Source organism: Neisseria sp. KEM232 (assembly GCF_002237445.1).
Taxonomy (GTDB): domain Bacteria; phylum Pseudomonadota; class Gammaproteobacteria; order Burkholderiales; family Neisseriaceae; genus Neisseria.
Genome location: NZ_CP022527.1, coordinates 1943389 through 1967643 on the forward strand (window position 1 = coordinate 1943389; position 24255 = coordinate 1967643).

At 57.0% G+C, this 24255-nt stretch carries 24 protein-coding genes, 1 tRNA gene and 2 pseudogenes; 15 read left to right on the forward strand and 12 right to left on the reverse strand.

Annotation, left to right across the window (positions count from 1 at the left end):
- Nucleotides 1–112: 112 nt before the first annotated feature.
- Complete coding sequence (locus CGZ77_RS09620) at nucleotides 113–1015, forward strand: LysR substrate-binding domain-containing protein (protein ID WP_009426050.1); 903 nt, start codon at nucleotides 113–115, stop codon at nucleotides 1013–1015.
- Between the two features lie 308 nt (nucleotides 1016–1323).
- Here the strand turns inward: CGZ77_RS09620 and CGZ77_RS09625 are convergent, their stop codons facing one another.
- The 5 genes from CGZ77_RS09625 to CGZ77_RS09645 form a co-directional block, all read right to left on the reverse strand.
- Nucleotides 1324–1896: a hypothetical protein gene (locus CGZ77_RS09625; RefSeq protein WP_009426049.1), complete on the reverse strand. Its 573-nt coding sequence runs from the start codon at nucleotides 1894–1896 to the stop codon at nucleotides 1324–1326.
- 509 nt (nucleotides 1897–2405) lie between these two features.
- Nucleotides 2406–2897 carry a hypothetical protein gene (locus CGZ77_RS09630; protein WP_009426047.1) on the reverse strand — a complete coding sequence of 164 codons (492 nt, stop codon included), beginning with the start codon at nucleotides 2895–2897 and terminating at the stop codon, nucleotides 2406–2408.
- A 9-nt stretch (nucleotides 2898–2906) separates the two neighbouring features.
- Nucleotides 2907–3182 carry a helix-turn-helix domain-containing protein gene (locus CGZ77_RS09635; RefSeq protein WP_009426046.1) on the reverse strand — a complete coding sequence of 92 codons (276 nt, stop codon included), beginning with the start codon at nucleotides 3180–3182 and terminating at the stop codon, nucleotides 2907–2909.
- An 11-nt stretch (nucleotides 3183–3193) separates the two neighbouring features.
- Nucleotides 3194–3421, reverse strand: coding sequence for an AlpA family transcriptional regulator (locus CGZ77_RS09640; protein ID WP_036496044.1), 228 nt, complete (start codon nucleotides 3419–3421; stop codon nucleotides 3194–3196).
- A 219-nt stretch (nucleotides 3422–3640) separates the two neighbouring features.
- The gene (locus CGZ77_RS09645) at nucleotides 3641–4258 is read right to left on the reverse strand and encodes a DUF6387 family protein (protein WP_094031145.1); all 618 of its coding nucleotides are present in this window, start codon (nucleotides 4256–4258) and stop codon (nucleotides 3641–3643) included.
- 76 nt (nucleotides 4259–4334) lie between these two features.
- Here CGZ77_RS09645 and CGZ77_RS12120 point away from each other — a divergent pair.
- The 6 genes and pseudogenes from CGZ77_RS12120 to mutY all read left to right on the forward strand — a co-directional run.
- A pseudogene (locus CGZ77_RS12120) lies at nucleotides 4335–4562 on the forward strand (IS1595 family transposase); the annotation flags it as partial.
- A gap of 261 nt (nucleotides 4563–4823) precedes the next feature.
- Entirely contained in the window at nucleotides 4824–6470 is a 1647-nt protein-coding gene (locus CGZ77_RS09650; protein WP_369830587.1) for a site-specific DNA-methyltransferase, read from the forward strand.
- 248 nt (nucleotides 6471–6718) lie between these two features.
- The gene (locus CGZ77_RS09655; protein ID WP_094031147.1) at nucleotides 6719–9370 is read left to right on the forward strand and encodes a DEAD/DEAH box helicase family protein; all 2652 of its coding nucleotides are present in this window, start codon (nucleotides 6719–6721) and stop codon (nucleotides 9368–9370) included.
- Nucleotides 9371–9463: 93 nt separating this feature from the next.
- Nucleotides 9464–10090, forward strand: a complete 627-nt coding sequence (locus CGZ77_RS09660) for a thermonuclease family protein (protein ID WP_009426408.1) — start codon at nucleotides 9464–9466, stop codon at nucleotides 10088–10090.
- A gap of 74 nt (nucleotides 10091–10164) precedes the next feature.
- Nucleotides 10165–10827, forward strand: a complete 663-nt coding sequence (gene nth, locus CGZ77_RS09665) for an endonuclease III (RefSeq protein WP_009426409.1) — start codon at nucleotides 10165–10167, stop codon at nucleotides 10825–10827.
- 26 nt (nucleotides 10828–10853) lie between these two features.
- Complete coding sequence (gene mutY / locus CGZ77_RS09670; protein ID WP_009426410.1) at nucleotides 10854–11984, forward strand: A/G-specific adenine glycosylase; 1131 nt, start codon at nucleotides 10854–10856, stop codon at nucleotides 11982–11984.
- A 338-nt stretch (nucleotides 11985–12322) separates the two neighbouring features.
- Here mutY and CGZ77_RS09675 read toward each other — a convergent pair whose 3' ends face one another.
- On the reverse strand, nucleotides 12323–13648 hold the full coding sequence (locus tag CGZ77_RS09675; RefSeq protein ID WP_009426411.1) for a murein transglycosylase A: 1326 nt from the start codon (nucleotides 13646–13648) through the stop codon (nucleotides 12323–12325).
- Nucleotides 13649–13791: 143 nt separating this feature from the next.
- Entirely contained in the window at nucleotides 13792–14574 is a 783-nt protein-coding gene (gene trpC, locus CGZ77_RS09680; RefSeq protein ID WP_009426412.1) for an indole-3-glycerol phosphate synthase TrpC, read from the reverse strand.
- 301 nt (nucleotides 14575–14875) lie between these two features.
- On the opposite strand from trpC, the gene CGZ77_RS09685 reads away from it, so the two are divergent.
- Nucleotides 14876–16291, forward strand: coding sequence for a sodium:alanine symporter family protein (locus tag CGZ77_RS09685; RefSeq protein WP_009426415.1), 1416 nt, complete (start codon nucleotides 14876–14878; stop codon nucleotides 16289–16291).
- 246 nt (nucleotides 16292–16537) lie between these two features.
- Here CGZ77_RS09685 and CGZ77_RS09690 read toward each other — a convergent pair whose 3' ends face one another.
- Complete coding sequence (locus CGZ77_RS09690) at nucleotides 16538–16876, reverse strand: hypothetical protein (RefSeq protein ID WP_036496220.1); 339 nt, start codon at nucleotides 16874–16876, stop codon at nucleotides 16538–16540.
- A gap of 191 nt (nucleotides 16877–17067) precedes the next feature.
- Here CGZ77_RS09690 and pyrH point away from each other — a divergent pair, with 191 nt between their 5' ends.
- Complete coding sequence (gene pyrH / locus CGZ77_RS09695; RefSeq protein WP_009426419.1) at nucleotides 17068–17787, forward strand: UMP kinase; 720 nt, start codon at nucleotides 17068–17070, stop codon at nucleotides 17785–17787.
- 262 nt (nucleotides 17788–18049) lie between these two features.
- On the opposite strand, the gene lptA is transcribed toward pyrH, so the two are convergent.
- From lptA to CGZ77_RS09710, 3 genes are read right to left on the reverse strand one after another with little or no spacing between them, the layout of a single operon-like run.
- Nucleotides 18050–18577 carry a lipopolysaccharide transport periplasmic protein LptA gene (lptA, locus tag CGZ77_RS09700; RefSeq protein WP_009426420.1) on the reverse strand — a complete coding sequence of 176 codons (528 nt, stop codon included), beginning with the start codon at nucleotides 18575–18577 and terminating at the stop codon, nucleotides 18050–18052.
- Entirely contained in the window at nucleotides 18555–19139 is a 585-nt protein-coding gene (gene lptC / locus CGZ77_RS09705; protein WP_009426421.1) for an LPS export ABC transporter periplasmic protein LptC, read from the reverse strand. Before lptC ends, lptA begins: the two co-directional genes overlap by 23 nt.
- Nucleotides 19136–19672 (reverse strand): HAD family hydrolase, encoded by a 537-nt coding sequence (locus tag CGZ77_RS09710; RefSeq protein ID WP_036496207.1) that lies wholly within the window; start codon nucleotides 19670–19672, stop codon nucleotides 19136–19138. Before CGZ77_RS09710 ends, lptC begins: the two co-directional genes overlap by 4 nt.
- 162 nt (nucleotides 19673–19834) lie before the next feature.
- Between CGZ77_RS09710 and CGZ77_RS09715 the strand changes: the two genes are divergently transcribed.
- The 4 genes from CGZ77_RS09715 (at nucleotide 19835) to CGZ77_RS12125 (ending at nucleotide 22403) form a co-directional block, all read left to right on the forward strand.
- Nucleotides 19835–20401, forward strand: a complete 567-nt coding sequence (locus CGZ77_RS09715; RefSeq protein WP_094031148.1) for an NADPH-dependent FMN reductase — start codon at nucleotides 19835–19837, stop codon at nucleotides 20399–20401.
- 204 nt (nucleotides 20402–20605) lie between these two features.
- Nucleotides 20606–20681, forward strand: a tRNA-Phe gene (locus CGZ77_RS09720).
- Nucleotides 20682–20879: 198 nt separating this feature from the next.
- Nucleotides 20880–22085 carry an integrase arm-type DNA-binding domain-containing protein gene (locus CGZ77_RS09725; RefSeq protein ID WP_009426425.1) on the forward strand — a complete coding sequence of 402 codons (1206 nt, stop codon included), beginning with the start codon at nucleotides 20880–20882 and terminating at the stop codon, nucleotides 22083–22085.
- Between the two features lie 33 nt (nucleotides 22086–22118).
- Nucleotides 22119–22403, forward strand: coding sequence for a hypothetical protein (locus CGZ77_RS12125; RefSeq protein WP_009426426.1), 285 nt, complete (start codon nucleotides 22119–22121; stop codon nucleotides 22401–22403).
- 3 nt (nucleotides 22404–22406) lie between these two features.
- Here CGZ77_RS12125 and CGZ77_RS09730 read toward each other — a convergent pair.
- Nucleotides 22407–22619: pseudogene (locus CGZ77_RS09730) on the reverse strand (transposase); the annotation flags it as partial.
- A gap of 23 nt (nucleotides 22620–22642) precedes the next feature.
- Here CGZ77_RS09730 and CGZ77_RS09735 point away from each other — a divergent pair.
- Together CGZ77_RS09735 and CGZ77_RS09740 are read left to right on the forward strand one after the other, a co-directional pair.
- The gene (locus CGZ77_RS09735; protein ID WP_094031149.1) at nucleotides 22643–23740 is read left to right on the forward strand and encodes a pyocin knob domain-containing protein; all 1098 of its coding nucleotides are present in this window, start codon (nucleotides 22643–22645) and stop codon (nucleotides 23738–23740) included.
- Complete coding sequence (locus CGZ77_RS09740) at nucleotides 23741–24031, forward strand: hypothetical protein (RefSeq protein ID WP_009427425.1); 291 nt, start codon at nucleotides 23741–23743, stop codon at nucleotides 24029–24031. It abuts the gene before it with no gap.
- Nucleotides 24032–24255 lie beyond the last annotated feature (224 nt).

Below are 24255 nucleotides of genomic sequence, written 5' to 3' on the forward strand. Positions count from 1 at the left end.
TTTGGCTCTCCGAAACAAAACAGAAGCGCGATTCTGCCGCCCTGCCCTGATTCCGGCAAACGCTGTTTTCTCAGCCGACAGTCGAGATTTTTTCATCCATTATCACTGCGATATGAACCGTATTCCCTTCTCTCTTGGCGCACTGCACGCCTTTGAGGCCGCCGCGCGGCTGGGCAGCTTTAAAGCCGCCGCTGCCGAGCTGGCGCTCAGCCCCACCGCCGTCAGCCACCGCATCCGCACGCTGGAAGCGCAGTTGGGCAAAACGCTGTTCGAGCGGCGTACCCGCGCCGTGGTACTGACTGCCGACGGGCGGCTGCTGGCCGAAGCCGTAAGCGGCAGTTTCGCCGCCATCGCCGAGGCCGCCTCCCGCATCCGTCGTCCCGAACGCAGCCGCGTGATACTGGCGCTGACACCCGAATTTGCCCGCCAATGGCTGGTGCCGCGCCTAGCCGGTTTTCAGGCTGCCTGCCCCGATGTCGAGCTGCATATCCGCGCCGACTACCGCACCGCCGATCTCGCGGCGGGCGAAGCCGATTTGGCGGTGCGCTACGGCGGCAGCGACAGCGCGGGTATCGAAGCCGTGCCGCTGTTTGGCGAAACTTTTGCCGCGGCCGCCGCCCCCGCGCTGTTGTCCAAACTTCCCGCCGAACCGCAAAACTGGCCGCTGCTGCATCTGGACTGGCACAAGCCGCAGGGCGCCGCCGACTGGACGGCTTGGGCGCAGGCGGCAGGCGTTCCGCCGCATGCCATGCAGGGCGGCACCCGCTATTCCGACGCCGGCCATCTGATTCAGGCCACCCTGGCCGGACAAGGCGTCGCCCTGCTCGGCCGCAGCCTGCTGGCCGAAGAGTTCCGCCTCGGCCTGGTTCACAGCGTGTCGGACATCGTCCTGCCCGGCCGCCGCTATTACCTGTGCCGCGCCACCGGCGTTGTGCTGTCGCCCGCGGTGCGGGTGGTGGAAGGGTGGTTGTTGGCGGCGGGGGATGCCCATGACTGCGGCACGCTTTTGCCGTAATGCCGCCCACGCAGCGGTTTTCAATCAAAGAGGCCGTCTGAAAGCTGTTGCGGGCTTTCAGACGGCATGATGGTTGTTCGCCATGGGAAATGCCGTCGACAACAGACAAGAACGACATGCGGCAATTTCCGATAAATGTCGTGCTATGAATGGTGCGATTAGACGGTGGCAGACAAAAAAATAACCGCTGAAAAGCGGTTAGTGGCAGAGGCTCTATCGAAATGGCAAATAAAAACACTGATTTAAAAAATAATTTTTCTATTAAAAATCAGGCTAACCAACAAAAACGCCAACAAATTACAAGGACTTTATTTCTTAGCCGCCGTCTGCGGTTTCAGATTATCCCGCCGCCTTCCCAAGATGCCGAGTTTTTTAGAAACCAGCTCATCGGCTTTTTCTTCTGCTGCCAGCCATTGCCGGTAAATCCGCTCGTAGGTTTGATGGTGCATTCCTTTGGGGCGGCGCGGTATGCCTGTATCCAGCGGGTCGATTTTTGCCAGCAGGCGGCGGGCTTTGTCGATGGCGTTGTAGGCGGCAGGCTGCCTTGTGCTGGGGTAGTTCAGGTTTTTGCAGCGGCGGCATACGAAAACACGCCCGCTGTACAGTACGCCGACACGGCGGCGGCATTGCGGGCATTCAAACCATAAGCGGCTGCCGCCGTAGTTGCAGGGGGTATGCAGCAGTTTGACGGGATAGGTGCGGGCTTCGCCGTTTATGTGGTAATCCAGTATCAGGCGGTTTTCGGTTGCCCGATAGCTTCGGATGGCTGCCTGCTCTATGCCGCCGCGTGTCCAGCGGGCAGTGATAACGCTGCCTGTCGGGTATTTGGCGATGTCTGTGATTTTGAGTTGCCGATAGTCTTCTGTGCTTGCTTTTGCCATTTTTGCCTGTTGATTTAGTTTGTTTGCAAGTTTAACCGATTTTCCGCCCTCGGCTCAAAAATGAGCTTGCGGCCTCAAATTTGAGGGCGTTAGCCCGTCCATATTTGGATTGGCTGAAACCAAATATGGATTTAGTGCCGAAATGGCTCTGTGCTGCGTTTTTAGTGCGGCCAAATGCGCTGGCAATGGGGGTAGGTAGCGGGCAGGGTGCAAAATCAATCCTAGCGCGTTTTAGGGGTATTTACGGCGGTTTGGTTTGGCTTTTCAGGCTGCCTTTTGGTTTCCTGCCTAAGTTTTACTAAGTTGGGATGGTTTGGCAAATCCGTTTTTCAGGCTGCCTTGCGGATGGGAAAACGGCCAAATTCGCCCCCCATCCCTTTTTCCCTAAATTTTTCAAGAAAAGGGCAAGAGGGACGCGCTAAAAAGCGCGTATAGATGGCTTATATAGAAAGGTGTACGGAAAACGGGGCAATGGGTGGGCTATTGCCCCGTTTTACGGGGCAAGGACTTTAATTTTTCAGGCTGCTTTGTATCTGCGGCCAGTCCGTAGCGTTGGTTTGGTCGGGCGGTTTCAACGGCGGGGGCGGGGTTATTTCGTAGTGCCGCCGCTTCCAGTCGTCAGGCGGGCGGGTGGTGGCCTCGATGTCCAGCTTGCCGCCGCAGTGGTCGATGGCTAGGAAAGTCATGGCATACAGGTTGCAGCGGTTGCGTCCGCCCTGCCTTGATACGGTTATCAGGCCGTTGCCCCGCAGTTCGGCAATGGCTTTTCCCAATGTCTCTTTGGACGGGAAACCTGCGCTTGCGTATGTGGCCGTCAAATCGCCGTTGTTGTGGCCGTTGTACTGCGCCATAAGGTGCAGCAGCAGGCGGGCGGCACTGCCGGAAAGGGTTTGTACTACGGGGCTGCGCAATACGTCGTGCCGCAGCGGCATGAATGACTGGTTGCCGCGTTTTTCGGCTGCCGCGTGCCATTTGTCGGCCTGTTTTTGTCGGCTTCCCATGCCGCCCCCCTATGCCAGCCAATACCGTTTAATTTTTGTTTTCCGCCCGAACTGGTTGGCATGCGGCTCGTAACGGTCTTGCACGGGGTAGCCCATGCGGCGCAATTCCGAAATGCGGGCGGTGGCGGCGTTGATGCCGCGCGTGTGCATTTCGTAGTTGGTAATGCCGCCGTTTTTGAGCCATTGCAGAATGCGTGCGTGTTGGCTCGGCGGTTTGGTAGAATGGCGTTTGCTGTTCGTGCCGTCTGAATGGTTTGCCGTTTGGGCGGTATTTTTTTGTGTCATGGCCTGCCCTCCTATTTGCCTGCTTCGCGGCTGCGGCTGATTAGAATCTGCTGGTAGGCGGCAATTTCGCTTGCCAGCCATGCGGTGGCGCGTTTGCCCACTTTCACGGATTTGGGCATATCGGGGTCGTAGCGGGGATTGCCCTCGCGCATACGGGAATAAACGGCCTCGCTGCTGGTTACGCCTAAGGCTTTTTTGACTTCGCCGATACGCAAAAAGGTTTCTACTGTGTTTGTCATGTTGGCTTTCCTTTGCCGTGGGTTGTGAAACAGGCAAAAGAATATCGGCTTACTGTGGTAAATAACAGGCATGAATTTTTTTATTTTCATGCTGTTATAAAAAAATAAAAATTCATGCACACATGAAAATTTCAGTTTTTCTGCCCGCAAAAATTCTGCCGAAAAAATGCCCGCATGAAATTTTTAAAATTTATGCGGGCATGAATTTGTCGGAATTTTTTACAGCAACAATCTTGGATTGGTTCTTTCCAAAAGTTCTATTGCTTTGGGTTTGACTGTACGGGCAATTCTGCCTACCGCGTCAAAATCCAGCGGGGTATTGTCTCTCGGCGGGTAAATCATGGCGGCCATCTCAACATCGGTAAACTTGCGGCCTGTTATCTGCCCATATACGTACAGGTCGATATAGGCGAAAACCCGATATTCCACAATTTTCCTGATTTCGGCATCCGTGTATCTTTTGGTGCGCCTGCCAGACCAATAGGTGCTTAATTTTGATTTTGATTCCTTTACTCTGATTTCCTTTAATTTCTGCTCGAAAGCCATTTTTAACACTTCATCGCTTTGAGCTAGGTTGATGATGAATATATCGGCATAGTCGGAAACTTCTGATAACGGAGTATCAAGGTCGGATTCAGGGATAGGATTTTCTTCTTCAGTCATTACCACAATATCCGTTAAATAGTCTTGGTATTCAAGTCTGATTGCTCTATCCATTTGCACGGAGGCTTGTTGAAAGATTCTGCGCATTTGCGGATTGACTAAGTAAAATTCAGCAAACAGGTTAACAACATCTCCAAGGCAAAATTCCCGAATAATGTCTTGCTCTGCTTCCAATGGGTCGTAGTCTTCTTTAGCTTGGCTATTTTTGTTTGGGGCTGTACTAGATAAGCAGTCATGTCAGACTGCAAAAATGAAGATAACCCGTTGTAAACTAAAAAAGAGTATTCAAAAGAAACTGCTTCAGTTTTTTGTACTCGAAGTTACTGTCCGTTCAGCAGCTGATTTATTGGGCATCCACCCTAATTCGGCAGTGCTGTTTTACCGCAAGATTCGCGAAGTCATCAGCCATCATCTTTCACTGGAAGCCGATACGGTTTTTGACGGCTCAATTGAGTTGGACGAGAGTTATTTTGGCGGACCCGAACCGAACCGAACCGAAATTATACACGATTTAGAAAATAATTTCACCCAAAACAAGATATTACAACTCAAATCCCTATTCCCCGAAGCCTTTTGCGAAGAGCAAATCGACTGGGAAAAGCTCAAACTCATCCTCGGCGCGGACAATCTCGCGCATCAAAACGAGCGTTACCAGCTTAACTGGGCGGGCAAAACCGATGCCTACCGCACGCTGCAGGCGCCGACCTTCAACACCCTTTCCCCCTGCCGCGCCGAATCGGTGGATTTTGACGGCACGCGCAATCTGTTTATCGAGGCGGAAAATCTGGAAGCCTTGAAAATCCTGCAAAAAGCCTACGCCGGCAGCGTGAAGATGATTTACATCGACCCGCCCTACAACACCGGCTCCGACAGCTTTATCTATCCCGACAAATTTTCCGAAACCCGCGAAGAATACGCCCGCCGCGTGGGCGACAAAGATGCCGACGGCTATTTGAAACGCGACGGCGTGTTCCAAGGCGCATGGCGTAAAAATCCCAGAGAAAACGGGCATTACCACAGCAACTGGCTTTCCATGATGCTGCCGCGCCTGCATTTGGCACGCACGCTGTTGCGCGACGACGGCGTGATTTTTATCTCAATCGATGATAACGAACAGGCGCAGTTGAAACTGCTTTGTGATGAAGTATTTGGGGCGGAGAATTTTGTTGGGCAATTCCCGTGGCGCAAACGCACGGCAAAATCCGATGTGCCGTTTGGCGTATCCGCCGACTATGAATTTATTTTGGCTTATGCAAAATCAACGGAGTTTGTTGCCAGCGTGGAAGGCAAGGAACGCCGTTATTTTGAAACCGATGATTTTCCCAACCGACCTTGGCGTATCCACGATTTAACAAAACAAACCAAAGCCAGCGAACGCCCCAATAGTTTTTTTACGCTTAAAGATCCCAAAACAGGCAAGGAATATCCAGCCAATCCGTTGCGTACTTGGGCGGTTACGCAAGATACGTTTCAAGAGTATTACGATGCAGGAAAAATCGTTTTTCCCGACGACTACGATTTTTTGAATATCAGCAATCCCGTTATGCGCTATTTCAAAGACGACGATATGGCAAAAGCGGGTGAAAAATTCGGCAGAATCGCCGTCAGCACCAAGCTGCCTGAAAACGTGGGAATGTCTTTAAACGGCACAAAAGAAATTACCGATTTGTTTGACGGAAAACTGTTTGATTTTCCCAAACCCTCTTCTCTCATCAGCTTTTTTCTCAACACCTTACACGACGATCAAGCCCTAATCCTCGACTTCTTCTCTGGCTCTGGTACAACCGCCCACGCCGTGATGCAACTGAACGCCAAAGACGGCGGCAACCGCCGCTATATCTGCGTGCAGCTTCCCGAAGAAACCGACGAAAAATCCGAAGCGCGCAAAGCAGGTTTTGACACCATCGCCGAAATCGCCAAAGAGCGCATCCGCCGTGCGGGCGCAGCCGTTTCAGGCAGCCTGAAAGACGGGCAGCGCGTGGATACGGGCTTTAAAGTGTTCAAATTATCCGAAAGCAGTTTCAAACAATGGCGGCAGCCTGAAAACGGCGCAGATTTGGAACAGCAGCTGCGCCTTGCCATCGATTCCGTTGCCGAACACGCCGCGCCGAAAAATATGGTTTACGAGCTGATGCTGCGCCTGGGCTGCAAACTCACCAGCCCCGTCGAACACAAAAACGGCGTGTATTGGGTAACCGACGAAGACACGGGCAAACGCATCGCCCTGCTGCTGGAAGCCGCCGACCAAACGCTGATTGACGACGTAATCGCCGCCGCGCCCGCCAAGGTGGTGGCGCTGGACAAATGGTTTGACGGCAACGATGCGCTCAAAAGCAATACGGTGTTGCAGATGAAAGACGCGGGCATTGTGTTTGAGTGTGTGTGAGGCAGCCTGAAAAGCTACATCCGCCGTCATTCCCGCGCCCTGCTTGCCGTCATTCCCGCGCAGGCGGGAATCTTGGTTGGATTGCGGCGGCCGTTGGGGCAGCCTGAAAGCGCCGAATCTGTTTTTTCAGGCTGCCTTTACGGGGCAAATATCCGTGTACCGCCGAAAAGATTCCCGCCTGCGCGGGAATGACAGGGTGAGGAAATATCTGAAGGCAGCCTGAAAGGCCGTCTGAAAAAGGAAAAATTATGGAACTGAAATTTGAACAATTAGCCTACCAAACCGATGCCGTGAATGCGGTGGTGCGCCTGTTTGAGGGGCAGCGCCGCGAAAGTTTCAGCCTGCACGATGCGGGCATCGAGCTTTTTGTCGGCAATAAGCTGGATTTGGATTGGGCGCAAATCGGCGAAAACCTGAACAACGTGCAAAAAACCTTTGGGCAGCCTGAAACGGAAATCGGGCAGTACGGCCTGAATTTTTCGGTGGAAATGGAAACGGGTACGGGCAAAACCTATGTTTATCTGCGCACAATTTTTGAGTTGAACCGCCAATACGGTTGGACAAAATTTGTGATTGTTGTGCCGGGTGTGCCGATTCGCGAGGGCGTGTTGCAGACGCTGCGGGCGACGAAAAACCATTTTGCCGAGCTGTTTAACAAGCCCGTGATGAATTTCAGCGAGTACGACAGCAAGCGTTTGGGCGCGTTGCGTAATTTCGCGGTGAATGACGGTATTGAGATTATGGTGATCGGCATTCAGGCGTTTTACCAAGACAGAAACGTTATCAATAAAGTCAACGAAAGCGGTGATGCGCCGATTCATTGGATTCAGCAAACCAATCCGATTGTGATTATTGACGAACCGCAAAATATGGAAGACGATGTCAGCAGCAAGGCTTTGGATTCGCTCAACCCGCTGTTTACCCTGCGCTATTCGGCAACCCATAAAAACAGCCGCCATAAGGTTTACAGTCTCAATCCCGTTGAAGCCTACAATCAAAAGCTGGTAAAGCAGATTGTGGTGCAGTCGGTTTTGGCGGAAAACGACAGCAACGGCGCGTTTGTGGAACTGGTGGAAATACCGCCGGCAAAAGGCAGCCTGAAAGCCAAGCTCAACATTCATTATCGCGGCGAAACGGAAACCAAGAAAAAAACTGTGTGGGTGAGAAGCGGCAAAAATGGCAAACAAGGTGATGATTTGTTTGATAAGTCAAACGGGAATGAAGCCTACCGGCACGGTTATATCGTGGATGGACTCAATTTTGATGAACAGATGGTTGCATTTTCCAACGGCGTGCAAATCAGCCGCGCCGACAATCAGGACGCGCTGCAAGATGCGGTGATGAAAGCACAAATCCGCTGCACCATTGACGAGCATTTGAAGCGCGAGAAAAAGCTCAAAGCGCAAGGGATTAAAGTGTTGTCGCTGTTTTTTATCGACAAGGTGGAACACTACCGCACGGCCGACGGCAGCGCGGGCAAGTTTGCGCGATGGTTTGACGAGATTTACCGCGAGCTGGCGGGTGAAGATTCAGACGGCGTACACAACGGCTATTTTTCGCAAGACAAACAAGGCCGTCTGAAAGACACCAAAGGCGATACGCAGGCCGACAACGATACCTATCATTTGATTATGCGCGACAAGGAAACGCTGCTTTCCTTTGCGAGCCCCTTGCGTTTTATCTTTTCCCATTCCGCGCTGAAAGAAGGCTGGGACAATCCCAATGTATTCCAGATTTGCACGCTCAACGAAACCCGCTCTGCCATTAAAAAACGCCAGGAAATCGGGCGCGGGCTGCGGCTGGCGGTGAACCAAAACGGCGAGCGCGTGCGCGATGAAGCGGTAAACGTGCTGACCGTGATTCCCAACGAAAGCTATGAGAGTTTTGCTAAAAACCTGCAACAGGAATACGAAGACGAATGTGGTATTAAATTTGCCGCCAGCAATATCAAAGACGGGCGCAAACGCAAAACGCAGACTTTCCGCAAAAACTTCCCGCTTGACCCCGAATTTCAGGCGATTTGGCAGAAACTCGACCGCAAACCATGCTACCGCGTGCAATACGATACGGCGGAATTAGTCAAACAAGCCGCCGATGCCGTTTGCAGGCTGCCTGAAATCCACGCGCCGAAAATCCAAACGCGCAAGGCGAAAATCGAAATCAACGAAGCCGAACAAGAGCAGGCGTATCAGCTTGAAGCCAAAGAAACCGCCAGCGGCAGCCTGAAAACCGAAACGGTGTTTGCCATTCCCGATATTTTGGGCGAAATCCAAAGCAAAACGGGTTTAACGCGCCGCACTGTGTTTGACATTCTCAAAGCGTCCAAACGCTTGAACGATGCGGCAAACAATCCGCAACGCTTTATTGATTTGGCGGCGGAAAAAATCAACCGCTGCCTGCACGCGCTGATGAGCGAAGGCATTGTTTACGAGTTGACCGACAACGAACAATACCGCCAAGAACTGCTGCGCAACCTGCAAAAAATGGAAAGCGAAGGCGAAGAGTTTTATTTTGACGAACGCACCACGTTTACCGTGCAAAACGGGCAAAAAACCATCGCCGAAAACTATATCCCGCTGGATTCGGAAACCGAGCAAAAATTTGCCGCCGACTGCGAAAACTACGAAAACGTGTCGCTCTATTTCAAACTGCCGCGCTGGTTCAAAATCCCCACGCCGCTGGGCAATTACAACCCCGATTGGGCGGTGGTGAAGCAAAACGGCGAAAAAGCCTATTTCGTTGCCGAAACCAAAAACACCGGCCAAGGCATACAGGGCGGCGTGGACGAGGACAAACTGCGTGATGAAGAGCAGCTCAAAATCCGATGCGCGCGGGCGTGTTTTGAGAAGGTGAAGGAGGTGGGGTATCGGGTGGTAAAAAAAGCAGGGGAGTTGGAGTGAACAAAGGCCGTCTGAAAGCGCAGCGCAAGGCTTTCAGACGGCCTTTGCCGTATGCGCTAAAATGCCGCCTTTTGCAACGACACGGAAAAACAGATGTTCCAACCGAAAATGCTGCTTCTCTGGCTGGCTGCCGCGCTGGGCGTGTTCAGCCTGCCCGAAGTGAAAGAAGCACAAAAATGGCTGCATCGGGCGCAGGCTTGGGCGCGGCAGATTGAACGGCCGCAGGCCGAAACGCCGCGCAAGGCGGCGCGCGGGCGCACGGTGCAGGCCGAGGCGGGGCGGCGTTACGAAGGGCGGGTGACGGCGGTGCACGACGGCGACACGGTGCGCGTTACCGACCGCGACGGCGCGAAACACAAAATCCGTCTCGCCTATATCGACGCGCCGGAAACCGGTCAGGCTTTCGGCACGGCCAGCCGCGATATGCTGCGCAATCTGGTGCTGGATAAAACGGTGGAAGTGCGCGTTGCCGACGTCGACCAATACGGCCGCGAAGTCGCCTATCTGGTTTCAGACGGCCTCGACGTCAACCGTCGCCAAATCGAAAGCGGCGCGGCCTGGCACTATGTTTCCATCGCCAAACGGCAGCAGGCCAAAGCGGATTTCGCCGCCTACTCCGCCGCCGAAGCCGCCGCCCGCGCAGGCCGCACCGGCCTGTGGCAGGCACGCAGCCCGTTTGCGCCCTGGCAGTTCCGCCGCCAGGCGCGCGAGCGGCAGTAAAACAAAACAGGCCGTCTGAAAAGTAAACAGGCTTTCAGACGGCCTTTCCCGCCCGCAAGAGGCCGTCTGAACCCATGAACAAGCAAACCCGCCAAGAAATTTTCGCCCGCTGGCGCGCGGCCAATCCCCATCCGCAAACCGAGCTGCAATACGGCTCACCCTTCCAGCTGCTGATTGCCGTGCTGCTGTCGGCGCAGGCCACCGACAAAGGCGTGAACAAGGCCACCGCCCGCCTGTTTCCCGCCGCGCCCACGCCGCAGGCCATGCTCGATTTGGGGCTGGAAGGCGTGATGGAATACACGCAGACCATCGGCCTTTACAAAACCAAGTCCAAACACATCATCGAAACCTGCCGCATCCTCTTGGAAAAACACGGCGGCCAAGTGCCGCAGACGCGCGAAGAACTCGAAGCGCTGCCCGGCGTCGGCCGCAAAACCGCCAACGTCGTCCTCAACACCGCCTTCGGCCAACCCGTGATGGCCGTCGACACCCACATCTTCCGCGTCAGCAACCGTATGAACCTCGCCCCCGGCAAAGACGTGCGCGAAGTGGAAGACAAACTGATGCGCGTCGTGCCCGCAGAATTTCTGCTCAACGCCCACCACTGGCTCATCCTGCACGGCCGCTACGTCTGCAAAGCGCAAAAACCCCTGTGCCACCAATGTATCGTCAACGACTTGTGCGAATACAAAGGCAAAACCGTCGAACTGCCGCCGCCCGCCGCAAAGGCCGTCTGAAAACTCCCTCGACATAAAAACAAACCATGCACACCGCCGCCCCGCCCGAGCCAAGGCCGCTCCTTCCTCAAACACACGGGAATGACGTTTCTGAAACCCGTTCAGACGGCCTCAACGACACCTTCGCCGAACGCTTTATCCGCTGGCAGAAACAACACGGCCGCCACAATCTCCCCTGGCACAGCCGCGACCCCTACCGCGTCTGGCTATCCGAAATCATGCTGCAACAAACGCAGGTGTCCACCGTTGCCCAATACTACCCGCGCTTTCTCGCCGCCTTCCCCACCGCCGCCGCCCTCGCCGCCGCCCCCGAAGACCAAGTGCTCGCCCTCTGGCAGGGCTTGGGCTATTACAGCCGCGCCCGCAACCTGCACAAAGCCGCCAAACAAATCGTCACAGAGCACGGCGGCGCGTTTCCCGACTCCCGCGCCGCCCTCGAAACCCTCAGCGGCGTCGGCCGCAGCACCGCCGCCGCCATCGCCGCTTTCGCCTTCTGCCAACGCGAAACCATCCTCGACGGCAACGTCAAACGCGTCCTCTGCCGCGTTTTCGCGCGCGAGGGCGACCCGTCCGACAAAAAATTCGAGCAAAGCCTGTGGACGCTGGCCGAAAGCCTGCTGCCCGCCGACCCCGCCGACATGCCCGCCTACACCCAGGGGCTGATGGATCTCGGCGCAACCGTCTGCACCCGCGCCAAACCGCAATGCCCCGCCTGTCCGATGGCAGACATCTGCCAAGCCCGCGCCCAAGGCCGCACCGCCGAACTCCCCCGCCGCAAAACCCCGCCCGCCGTGCAAACCCTGCCGCTCTACTGGCTTATCCTGCGCCGCCGCGACGGCACACTGCTGCTGCAAAAACGCCCCGCCAAAGGCATCTGGGGCGGCCTCTACTGCGTCCCCTGTTTCCCCACCCTCGCCGAAACGCAGGCCGCCGCCGCCCGCCACGGCATAGGTTCAGACAGCCTCGAAGAACAAGCCCCCGTCACCCACCGCCTCACCCACCGCCTGCTCTTCATCACCCCCTACGCCGCCGAATGCGCCCAAACGCCCGCCGCGCGTGAAGAAGACGTTTCAGACGGCCTGTGGGTGCCGCCGCAGGATTTGGCAAACTACGGCCTGCCCAAACCGCTGGCGGCGTATCTGGACGGGAAAACGTAAGGCCGTCTGAAAAAGGCCGTCTGAAATCCGAATCGGGGTTTCAGACGGCCTGACATTTTTCCGCCGCCGCGTAGGGTGTGTTGCGCAGCAACGCACGCGTTCTCCAAATATAATGAGCCAAAATAAAAAATCTACGGCGTTGCTGCGCCTTGCCGTACTACCTGTACTGTCTGCGGCTTGCTGCCTTGTATCTTTTTTATTTTGACTCACTATATTCCGACAAACCGCCGAACAGCTTTGCAAACCCGAAACCGCGTGCGTGCCTGCGGCACACACCCTACGCACGGTGCAAAAAGGCCGTCTGAAAGAGATTTCAGACGGCCTTTTTGCCTGCGGCGTCAGGGCGTGTATTGGGGCATCATGCCGTTGGGTAGGAGCTGCCAGACGTAGCCGGTGTGTTTCATTTTGCCGGCGACGCGGCCGGCTTCGTCGCCGTAGCCCCAGAAGAAGTCGACGCGCACGGCGCCTTTGATGGCGCTGCCGGTGTCCTGCGCCATGATGAGGCGGTTGAGGGCGCGGCCGGTTTCGGGGTGGGCGGTGGCGAGGAAGAGGGGGGCGCCGAGGGTGATGTAGTGTTTGTCGACCGCGCCCGAATAGCCGCCGGTGAGCGGTGTGCCCAATGCGCCGATGGGGCCGTCGCCGTTGTCGGGCAGGGGGCGGAAGAAGACGTAGCTGGGGTTTTGGCCGAGCACTTCGGCCAGGCGCTGCGGGTTTTGCCGCATATAGTTTTTGATGCCCTGCATGTCGGTTTGGGCGAGGGCGAGGTAGCCGCGGTCGGCCATGTAGCGGGCGACGGAGACGTAGGGGTGTTCGTTTTTGTCGGCATAGCCCAGGCGGATGTAGCGGCCGTCGGGGGTTTTCAGACGGCCTGAACCTTGGATTTGCAGGAAGAAGAGTTCGACGGGGTCGGCGGCGTAGCCGAGGACGGGGGCTTTGCCGTTGAGTGCGCCGCCGTTGATTTCGCGGCGGGTGTGGTAGGGGACGAAGCGGTTGCCGGTAAAGCGGCCTTTGAGGGTTTTGCTGCGCTCGTTCAGCGGGAAGGCGGCGAGGTTGGCGGTGTAGGCGCCTGCGGGGTCGATAACGCCGCTGTTTTGGCCGGTTTGGCGGATGCGGACGGTGGCTTTGCTGTTGCGCAGGGCGGCGGGCAGGTCGACGGATACGAAGTCGTAGGGCACGCCGTAGATGGGGAAGCGGGCTTGGGCGGAGGGCGTCGCGCTGCCGTGGAGGACGGGTTCGTAGTAGCCGGTGACCGTGCCTGCGGCTTTGCCGCCGCCGGCCACCTGCCAGGGGGTGAAGTATTGTTCGAAGAAGCGGCGGGCGGAGGCGTGGTCGCGCGGGGTTTGCGCGGCCTGGGCGCAGACGGCCTGCCATTCGGCTCGGGCTTTGAGTTTTTCGCAGCCTTTGAGGAAGGAGGCGAGGCTGTCGGCAAAGGGCTGCTGCGGCCATTGCGGCAGGGCGGCGTAGCTTGCGGCGGTGTAGAGCGCGCCGCCGCCGGATGCGGTTGTGCCTGCGGGCACGGGGCGGCCTGCGGGCTGGGGCGTGCGGTAGGGGAGGGGTTGTAGGGTTTGGCCGGGATGGGCGGGCTTGACGGGTTTTTTTGATGTGCAGGCGGCCAGAATGGCGGCGAGCAGGAGGAGAGCGGTGCGGGATGCGGTTTTGTTCATCTTAAAAACGGGAGGCCGTCTGAAAGGAGTCCTGCTTTCAGACGGCCTGAAAAACGTGGGAATGGAAAATGGGCGGCACTATAACACAGGCCGCCGCGCCGTCTGTTTGTTCGGGAGCAGCGGCGCGGCGCGGCGGCGGGCGGTTAAAACAGCTTCGCCACTTCGGCGGCGATGTCGTCGGCGCGCATAAAGGTTTCGCCGATGAGGAAGGTGTGCACGCCGTGCGACTGCATGAAGACGATGTCGTCCCGGCTGCGGATGCCGCTTTCGCTGACGACGGTTTTGCCCGCCAGATGCGGCAGCAGGCGCAGGGTTTGGTCGAGCGACACTTCAAAGGTGCGCAGGTTGCGGTTGTTGACGCCGACCAGCGGCGTGGCGAGGCGGGCGCATTTTTCCAGCTCGGCTTCGTCGTGTACTTCCAGCAGCACGTCCATGCCCAAAGCGTGCGCCGTTTGTTCGAAGCGTTCGAGTTCGGCGGCTTCGAGGGCGGCGGCAATCAGCAAAACGGCGTCCGCTCCCCAGGCGCGCGCCTGGTAAATCTGATATTCGTCGACGATAAAGTCTTTGCGCAACACAGGCAGCGACACGGCGGCGCGGGCAGCCTGCAAATATTCGGGCGAGCCTTGGAAATATTGTTTGTCGGTGAGCACCGACAGACAGGCCGCGCCCGCACGTTGGTAGTCGGCGGCGTGTTCGGCGGGGCGGAAGTCGGCGCGTATCAGTCCTTTGGACGGGCTGGCCTTTTTGATTTCGGCAATCACGGCGGGCAGGCCGGCGGCGTGTTTGGCGCGGACGGCCTGCAAAAAACCGCGCGGCGCGCCGGCGTCGGCGGCCAGTTTTTCGATTTGCGCCTGCGGCACGGCGGCACGCTCGGCGGCGACTTCTTGGACTTTGGTGGCGAGGATTTTGTTGAGGATGTCGGTCATGGCGGGAGACTTGGCGGCGGGTTGGCGAAGCGGCGGATTATATAGGCCGTCTGAAAATTGGCAAACGGCATCAGGCCGTCTGAAAGGCAAAAGCGCCGTTCAGACGGCCTCTGCGTAAAATTGTCTGCAATTTTGTTGCGCTCCGTTACAATGCGCCCTTTTTGCCCCCTTGGGGCGTTTTATAGTGAAACAACACGGAAAGATACAAGGCAGCAAGCCGCAGACAGTACAAGTAGTACGGCAAGGCGCAGCAACGCAGTAGGTTTTCGTGTTGTTTCACTATAACCAAAGAGGTTTGCATATGATTGAAACAATCCACCACTGGGTGAAGGAAATCAACTCGCCCTTATGGAACGGCCTGATTTTCCTGCTGCTGGGCACGGGAATTTTCTTCACGCTGGCGACGGGCTTCGTCCAATTCCGCCTGTTCGGCCGCAGCGTGCGCGAGATGCTCGGCGGGCGCAAGGCGGTGTCCGACCCGCACGGCATCACGCCGTTTCAGGCTTTTGTCACCGGCCTGGCCAGCCGCGTCGGCGTCGGCAATATTGCGGGCGTGGCGATTGCCATTGCCAACGGCGGGCCGGGCGCGGTGTTTTGGATGTGGGTGACGGCCTTAATCGGCATGAGTTCGGCCTTTGCCGAGTCGTCGTTGGCGCAGCTTTTTAAAATCCGCGACCACGACAGCGGCCAGTTTCGCGGCGGGCCGGCCTATTACATCCGCACGGGTTTGAAACAAAACTGGCTGGCGGTGCTGTTTTCCCTCAGCCTGATTTTCTGCTTCGGCCTGGTTTACAACGCCGTGCAGGCCAACACCATGGTGGCGGCGGCGAAAAATTCCTGGGGTTGGAACGAACACGCCTTCGGCGTCGGCCTCGTTATCCTCACCGCGCCGATTATTTTCGGCGGCATCCGCCGCGTGTCGCGCGTGGCCGAAATGCTGGTGCCGGTGATGGCCGTGCTGTATCTGGCGATGGCGCTGTACATCGTCGCCACCAATTTGCCGCAGGTGCCGCATGTGTTCGGCCTGATTTTCGACAACGCGTTCAATTTCAACGCCGCAGGCGGCGGCATCCTCGGCGGCCTGATTTCCGTTGCGATGGAGCAGGGCATCAAACGCGGCCTGTATTCCAACGAGGCGGGACAGGGTTCCGCGCCCAACGCGGCGGCGGCGGCCGATGTGAAACACCCCGTGTCGCAGGGCATGATCCAGATGCTCGGCGTGTTCGTCGACACCATCATCGTCTGCTCCTGCACCGCCTTTATCGTGCTGCTCTCGACCGACGTGCCCGCCGGACTCAAAGGCGCGGAGCTGACGCAGGCGGCCATCGCCGGACACGTCGGCGCGTGGGGCGCGCATTTCCTCACCGTCGTGTTGTTTATGTTTGCCTACTCCACCATCATCGGCAACTACGCCTACGCCGAGTCCAACGTCCAGTTTATCAACAGCCATTGGCTGACGATGGCCGTGTTCCGCACGGCGGTGCTGGCGATGGTGTACTTCGGCGCGGTGGCCAACGTGCCCGTGGTGTGGGACATGGCCGACCTGACGATGGGCACGATGGCACTGATCAACCTGATTGCCATCCTGCTGCTCTCGCCGCTGGTGTTCCTGCTGCTCAAAGACTACACCGCCAAGCTGCGCATGGGCAGAGACCCCGAGTTCAAACTCTCCGAGCATCCCAGCCTGAAACGGCGCATCAAATCGGATATCTGGTAAACCGCGCCCGCAGGTATGAGAGAGGCCGTCTGAAAACCTTTCAGACGGCCTCTTTTGACATCGTATGTAGGGTGTGTGCCGCAGGCACGCACGCGGTTTTGGGTTTGCAAAACTGTTTGGCGGTTTGTCGGAAATCGAAGAACGCGTGCGTTGCGGAGCAACACCCCCCCACGCGTCGGCGGAAAAATATCAGGCCGTCTGAAACCCGAAGCGGGCTTTCAGACGGCCTCTGTGCGGCGCACCCGCTCAATAACCGGTGGCGCAGAAAAAATCGCCTTTTTTCGCGTCCGCCGCGTAGCAGGTCAGACCCATGGCGGCGGCATTGGCGTTTTTCGCCTGCGCGCCCGCTTTGCCGTTCACCAGCGTTTTGCCGCTTTTGTCGGTCTGCACCGCAACGGCGGTGTTTTTCAGCTTCCATTTCAGCGAGCTGCCCGCCGCGTCCTGGCATTTCGTGACCGTGCACGCCCCTTCGGCGGTGACGCTGCCGTTTTTGTAATGCACGCACTGCTGGCCGCTTTCCTTGCACGCGCCATAGGCGGAAACGGAAAGCAGACAGAGCAGCGCGGCGGCCAATTTCGTTTTCATCATCAGAGTCTCCTAAAAAAACATGACAGGCCGTCTGAAAAGGCGGCAGGCGGATTTTACTCCCGAAAAGGCCGTCTGAAAGCCCAAAAGGCCGGCGGCGGCGCTTTCAGACGGCCTTTTTCCCGCCGCCGCGAAGCGCGTATAATGCCCGCCGTTTTGACTTCCCCATCCGTTTACCCGAAAGGAATCCCATGCCCACCCCCGCAAAATACAAACGCGTCCTGCTCAAACTCTCCGGCGAAGCCCTGATGGGCGGCGACCCCTTCGGCATCAACCGCGACACCATCATGCAGATAGTCGGCCAAGTGAAGGAAATCACCGACATGGGCGTGCAGGTCGGCGTCGTTGTCGGCGGCGGCAACATCTTCCGCGGCGTGTCCGCCCAAGCGGGCAGCATGGACAGAGCCACCGCCGACTACATGGGCATGATGGCCACCGTGATGAACGCCCTCGCCCTCAAAGACGCCTTTGAAAGCCTCGGCGTCAAAGCCCGCGTCCAATCCGCCCTCTCCATGCAGCAGATAGCCGAAACCTACGCCCGCCCCAAAGCCATCCAGTATCTCGAAGAAGGCAAAGTCGTGATTTTCGCCGCCGGCACGGGCAACCCCTTCTTCACCACCGACACCGCCGCCGCCCTGCGCGGCGCGGAAATGAACTGCGACGTGATGCTCAAAGCCACCAACGTCGACGGCGTGTACACCGCCGACCCGAAAAAAGACCCGTCGGCCACCCGCTACGAGACCATCACCTTTGACGAGGCACTCAACAAAAACCTCAAAGTGATGGACGCCACCGCCTTCGCCCTCTGCCGCGAACGCAAGCTCAACATCGTCGTATTCGGCATCGCCAAAGAAGGCGCGCTCAAACGCGTAATCAGCGGCGAAGACGAAGGCACGCTGGTGCACTGCTGATACGCAGCGGCGTTATGCCGCCGCAGCAGGCAGTTTTAAAACATAAAAAGGCCGTCTGAAAAACCGTTTGGGGCTTTCAGACGGCCTTTTGATTTCAGACGGCCTTGCGGCTTGAAGCCGCTTGTTGAGGCCGTCTGAAACCTGTTCCCTCTCCCGTGCGGACGCAGGGAAGGGAGTGGAAATACAACGGCGGCATAAAGGCCGTCTGAAAGCCTTGAATCGGGCTTTCAGACGGCCTCTTGCGTCCGCAGGGCGGCGCGTTTTATTTTTTGTTTTTGCCCATGCTGTCGGGCTGGATGACGACGCTGACGCGTTTGCCCGCTTTGCCGCCCGCCGCTTTGCTGCCGCTGACGGTGTAGACCTCGGTGCGGGTGTTGTAGGTGATGACCGCGCCTTCGGCCTTGTCGCCGCCGCGCGTGACTTTGGCGTTGCCGCTGAGGCGGACGACGTTGGTGGCGGAGGAGTATTCGACCTGCGAGGCTTCGCCGTTGACCGTGCCTTTGCCGCCATCGAGGGTTTGGCCGAAGCGCACGGGGCTGCCGGTGGCTTTCATGGTTTGCTGGCCGTCGTCGCTGCGCACGACGTTGACGCTTGCGGCGCGGATGTTGAGCGTGCCTTGTTTGATGGAGACGTTGCCGCTGAAGGTGGTGGAGCGGTTTTTTTGGTCGAGCTCGCCCTGGTCGGCTTCGATTTCGATGGGCTGTTTGCGGTCGCTTTCGAGGGCGTGCGCCTGGGTGGCGGCAAGCAGGAGGGCGGCTGCGGCGGCGTTAAGAAGGGTTTTTCGGGTCATAAACGGTTGCTTTCACTCGTGCGGGCAGGTTGAGCAGCCCTCGGTTGTAGTCGTAGGTGATGCCGTCGGCCGTGCCGTGCGAGTCGCCGTAGGAGAATTGCACGGGGCGGTCGGTAGCGGCGGTTTTGGCGGCGGTGTCGACGGTGAGGCGGTCGGTGGCGAGGCGGCCTGCGGGTTTGCCGTCGCCTGCTTCTTTGAGGAGCAGGACTTGTTTTTCAAACAGGATTTTGCGGTTTTCCGTGCCGTAGCGCGCTTCTTCGCTGCCGACTTGGTAGGCTTTTTTCCCTTGGGCGTACACTTGCAGCAGAGGCCGTCTGAAAACGATTTCTTTGACGTTCGGGTATTGCCGGGCGGATTCGGCGTCGAGCCGCTCCTGCAAGGCGCCCTGTTTGTCGAAACGTCTGCCTGCGATGCCTTCCATCAGGTATTGCGGTTCGTTGGGGTTGAGGGCGGTTTCTTCGACGGTAACGGCGCTGATGCGGTCGAGCCAGGCGGACAGGCCGCCGAGCGCGCCCGCCAAAACCAGCGGGAAGAGCCAGCCGTAGCCGCGTCTGCCGCTCATTTGACGTATTCCGCAAGGGCATCGTCCAGCGTGCCCTGCGCCTGCATGATGAGGTCGCACAATTCGCGCACCGCGCCTTTGCCGCCGCCGCGCTGTGTGACGTAGGCGGCGTGCCGTTTGGCAAACCAGTGCGCTTCGGGCACGGCGACGGGCAGGCCGCAGCGCACCATCACGGGCAAATCGACCACGTCGTCGCCGATAAAGGCGCATTCGTCTTCGGCCACGCCCGCCTGTTCGCGCAACTCGGCATAGGCGGCGCGTTTGTCGTGTATGCCTTTGAAGTAATAAGCGATACCGAGCTGGCGCACGCGCACGCCGACGGAGAGGGCGTCGCGGCCGGTAATGATGGCCGTCCGAACGCCGCTTTGCTGCAGCATTTTCAGGCCGTGGCCGTCGAGGGTGTGGAAGGATTTGATTTCTTCGCCGTCGTCGCGGATGAAAATCCGCCCGTCGGTGAGCACGCCGTCCACGTCCATCACCAGCAGTTTGATTTTGGCGGCGCGTGCCTGTAATTCGGGGGAGAGGGGCTGCATCGTTTGAAGCCTTTCAGACGGCCTGTAAAAAGCCGCCATTCTAACATCGAAAAGGCAAACCGTCCGTCTGCGCTCCGCGCTTGCGCCTTATGGTTTTTACAATTATTATCATTGGCGTCCCGCCTTGGCGGATTCGTTTACCCATCAGAAAAGGAAAGCAAAATGGCGAAAAAAGTCAGCATCTTGGTCGGCAGCCTGCGCAAAGGCTCGTTTGCCCGCAAAATCGCACAAAACACCATCTCCATGTTTCCCGCAGGCTATGAGGCCGAAATCGTCGAAATCGGCCACCTGCCGCTCTACAACTTCGACTACGACGACCCGAACGAAACCGATTTCCCTACTCCCGAAAGCTACACTGCCTTCCGCGAAACCATCAAAGCGTCTGACGGCGTGCTCTTCGTCACCGCCGAAAACAACCGCACCGTGCCCGCCTGCCTGAAAAACGCCGTGGACATCGGCTCGAAACCGAACGCCGACGTTGCCTGGCGCAACACCCCCGCCGGCATCATCAGCCACTCCGTCGGCAAAATGGGCGGCTACAGCTCGCAGAAAAACCTGCGCCTCGCCCTGTCCTACTTCAACATGCCGCTCACCAGCCAGCCTGAAGTCTTCCTCGGCAACTCGCCGACCCTGTTCGACGAAAACGGCAAACTCACCGAATCGGCGCGTGAATTCGTCCAAGGCTACATCGACCAACTCGTCGCCCTGATTGAGAAAAACCCGAAATAAGCAAATAAGCGGCAAAAAGGCCGTCTGAAAACGAAGTGGGAACCTGTTTTCAGACGGCCTTTTGCGCCACGTGGCATGACCCGGCAGCACAGAACAAACTTCCCCGTCGAATTAAAGCATGAAAAATATTAGCTACTTATGGATTTTTTTAAAATATTCCTTGCCTCTCCATAACGAACATGATTTAATGCCGTCTTTCCGCAAGGCCAGATAGCTCAGTTGGTAGAGCAACGGATTGAAAATCCGTGTGTCGGCAGTTCGATCCTGCCTCTGGCCACCACTAACCGCTTTTTAGCGGTTATTTTTTTGTCTAACGCCGTCTAACGCCGTAAACCAAACGCCCGATATACAAGGCTTTGCGCCTGATTCAAGCTAATCTCGCCGTCTAACGCCGTCTAATCCTGTCTAATTGAAGCAACCAAATTCAGGGGGTATTATTTGGGGTATCTCAAAACACCCCCAAAAAAATACCCCCAAAATGTCCCTAAACGACCGCCAAATAAAGAACGCCAAGCCCGCCGAAAAGCCATACAAGCTGACAGACGGCGGCGGCCTGCATTTGGCCGTTACCCCCGCAGGCGGCAAGCTGTGGCGGCTGAAATACCGCATCGGCGGGAAAGAGAAATTGCTTTCAATCGGCAAATACCCCGCCGTTTCCCTGCTGGAAGCCCGCCAAGCCGCCGAACAGGCGCGGGCGGATTTGGCTAAGGGCATAGACCCCGCCGCCGCCAAGCAACAGGCCAAAGCGGAGCGGCAGGCCGCAGCTTGCAATACGTTTGAAAACATCGCCCGCGAATGGCACGCCTACCAGTTGCCAAGCTGGACACCTGCCCATGCCGCCAAAGTTTGGCGCAGCTTTGAGGCGGATATTCTGCCCGCCATAGGCAAAGAGCCGGTAAACGGCATTTCCGTCAAACAGGTTCAGGCCGTGATTGAAAACGTGGCCAAGCGCGGCGCATTGGATACGGCGGCCACCGTCTTGCAGCGCGTCAAGGCCGTATTCAACTACGCCATACGCACCGAGCGGGCGGAAAACAATCCCGCCGTACCACTGACAGGCATCATCAAAGCACCCAAACAAAAACACCAGCCCGCTTTGCCGCAATCGGAGCTGACGGAGTTTTACCGCCGCTTAATGCGCGAAAACATCAAGCAGCCTACCCGTATCGCCATGCTGCTTATCATGCTGACCTTTGTCAGGGCGGGCGAACTTCGTAAAGCGGAATGGGTAGATTTTGACTTTGAAGCGCGGGAGTGGCGCATACCTGCCGAAAAAATGAAAATGAAAGCCCCGCACATCGTGCCGCTGGCAGATTGGACGCTGGAACTGCTGCAAGAGCTGCACGCCCTTACAGGCCACAGCCGCTATCTGTTTCCCGCCGTCGGCAACCCTGACAAGCCCATGAGCGAAAACACGCTAAGCTACCTAATGGGGCGCATGGGATACAGCGGCATTGCCACCCCGCACGGCTTCCGCAGCTTGGCAACAGACGTTTTGAATGAAAACGGCTACCCGCCTGACGTGATAGAACGGCAGCTTGCCCATGTGGAGCAAAACAAAGTGAGAGCGGCATACCACCGCACGGAATACCTGCCCCAGCGGCATGAAATGATGAAATGGTATGCGGAATTTTTGAAACAGCGGTTTGACAAAGCGGTTGAAACGCTTGCCGCTGGTGTTTGAGGCCGTCTGAAAAATTAAGAGTGAGATTGAAAGATGAAAAAACCTGAATATTGCCCCGAATGGTTTGATATTGACGCATACGATGATTTGGCAGACTTGCCCCGTAATGGGCTAAGTATGGCTTTGTGGATGCGGAAAATGAATTACAAAGGCTATTGCAGTGATATTGAACGCTTTGAACGCGGAGAGGTAAGCGAACGGAACGGCGGCACAAATACAACGCCGGAACAAATAAAAGCCTACGCAATAGAATGGCTGTCCATGCTGGCAACGAAATGGCTTGCGCCACCTGAAAACAAAAGGGGCTGTACTAGATAAGCCCTAAATTTCACACCACCGGCGCAGCACTTTAAGCTGCTCGGAGGGTGTGCCAAAGTTAAAACGGAACTCGCATTCTTTCAAGAAAAGCGGGAAAGATTTACGGTCGATTCCATTGTATTTGCGCAGTACGCGCTTTGCCTGATTCCAGAAATTTTCAATGCCGTTGATATGGTTCTGTCTGTCGGCAAACAGCTTGCTGTGATTAATCTTATCTAGTACAGCCCCATAAAATTATCATGCCGTCCGGACGCGGCAATTGGATATTCGAGGCCAATCCGGCGGCGGCCGAAGCCGTGGCCGACAGCATCCGTTTCAACTTTAAGTTCGAAGAGCCCGGTAAAAAAGCAAAAGTTTTGCGCTTCCATCAGATTGGCGCGGCGGGCGAGACGGTGGCCTACCAAAGCTGGGTGGTCGCAAAAGCGGCAGAGGCGGCAGCGGGCAAAGCAGACATCAAAAAACTGACCGACGAAGACCTCAACAGCATCACGTCACCGGGTATCTTTGGGCAGGCGTTAAACGTACACGCCACCGCAGAGCGCAATTATCCCGTGCAAAAAGCAGGCAGCCTGTTGAGTCTGCCCTCGGCATATAACAGCGACGCCGAACTGGCATCGCATCAAATCTACATTCCATTTGATACCGATGAAATATGGCGGCGAGGCAAGCGCAACGGCGGCCGCTGGACTGAGTGGGCAAAAATCACCGTATCGCCCGCCGAACTGGAGGAGGCCGTCAGAACTGCGGCCGGCCAAACCGTTTTGTTGACAGGTACACAGACGGTGCGCGGCGTGAAAACCTTTTCAGACGGCCTCAAAACGGCCACTCCTGAGGCGACGAGCAACGATACGTCGGTGGCGACGACGGCATTTGTCAAGCGGATGATCGAAGGGGTTGTCAGGAAGGCCGGCAGCTTTACACTGCCTGCAACGGCAAATGGGCAGACGGATAATCAGATGGCCTGTGATTGGCAAACTATTGCCTACCCTGACGGACGTATCGTCCACAGGTATCACATCAAGCACGCGCGCGACATCTATTTCGAGCCTGAGGATGACAATGTGGCGGCCGTTAATGTCGGCGTCAAAGGGGTAACGATAGCCCTGCCGTTGATATCCGCCATGCCGGGTGCGGTTTTCGAAGTGCGCGCACAAGTTATACGGGCGACAAAGCGGGAGCAGTCGTCTACTTATATCGATGAAGCGGCCGAACAGGCAATAGCCTGGAACCTCCGAAAACAGGGGGGCAATTTAGACAAAGTTTATTTGGACATGGCCCGCACGCGTGGCAGCGATAGCGAGCCTGTCGATATCCTTGTTTACGTGGAGGGTTATTAAATGGGGAATTTGAAAGTAGCCGCTTACGCCAAATCCGTCGGCATTGCCGCCGACCAACTGATTAACGCCGTGCTGGGCGGCCGGCCGTCTGAAACCCTGTCCGTCCGCGCCTACCGCCTCGGCGTATTGGACGGCGATACACGCTGGCGGCGCGTGGTTTGGATCATCAACAAACTGTTTTGGTGGCAGAAAAACCATTGCCGGGGTGCATACGCCGCCGCCTTCAACCGATGCACATACAAAAATAAAAGCCCTGCCGACGTACGGCAGGGCGGAATCAACAAACGATAAAACGGCTGCGCGGCGGTGTTGTCCGCACCGTGCTCCGCGCCAGCCTCAGCAGCGACAGCCTGCATCAGCCTTTTTTACCGTCCCCTGCAGGGGAGGCGGATTTTACCACCGCTGATACAAGGAGCTGCAAAAAATGAAACACCGTTGCAAAAACTGTAACAAACTATTGGCCATAGGCACAGGCAAATTCGAAATCAGATGCCCGCGCTGTAAAGCCGTAAATA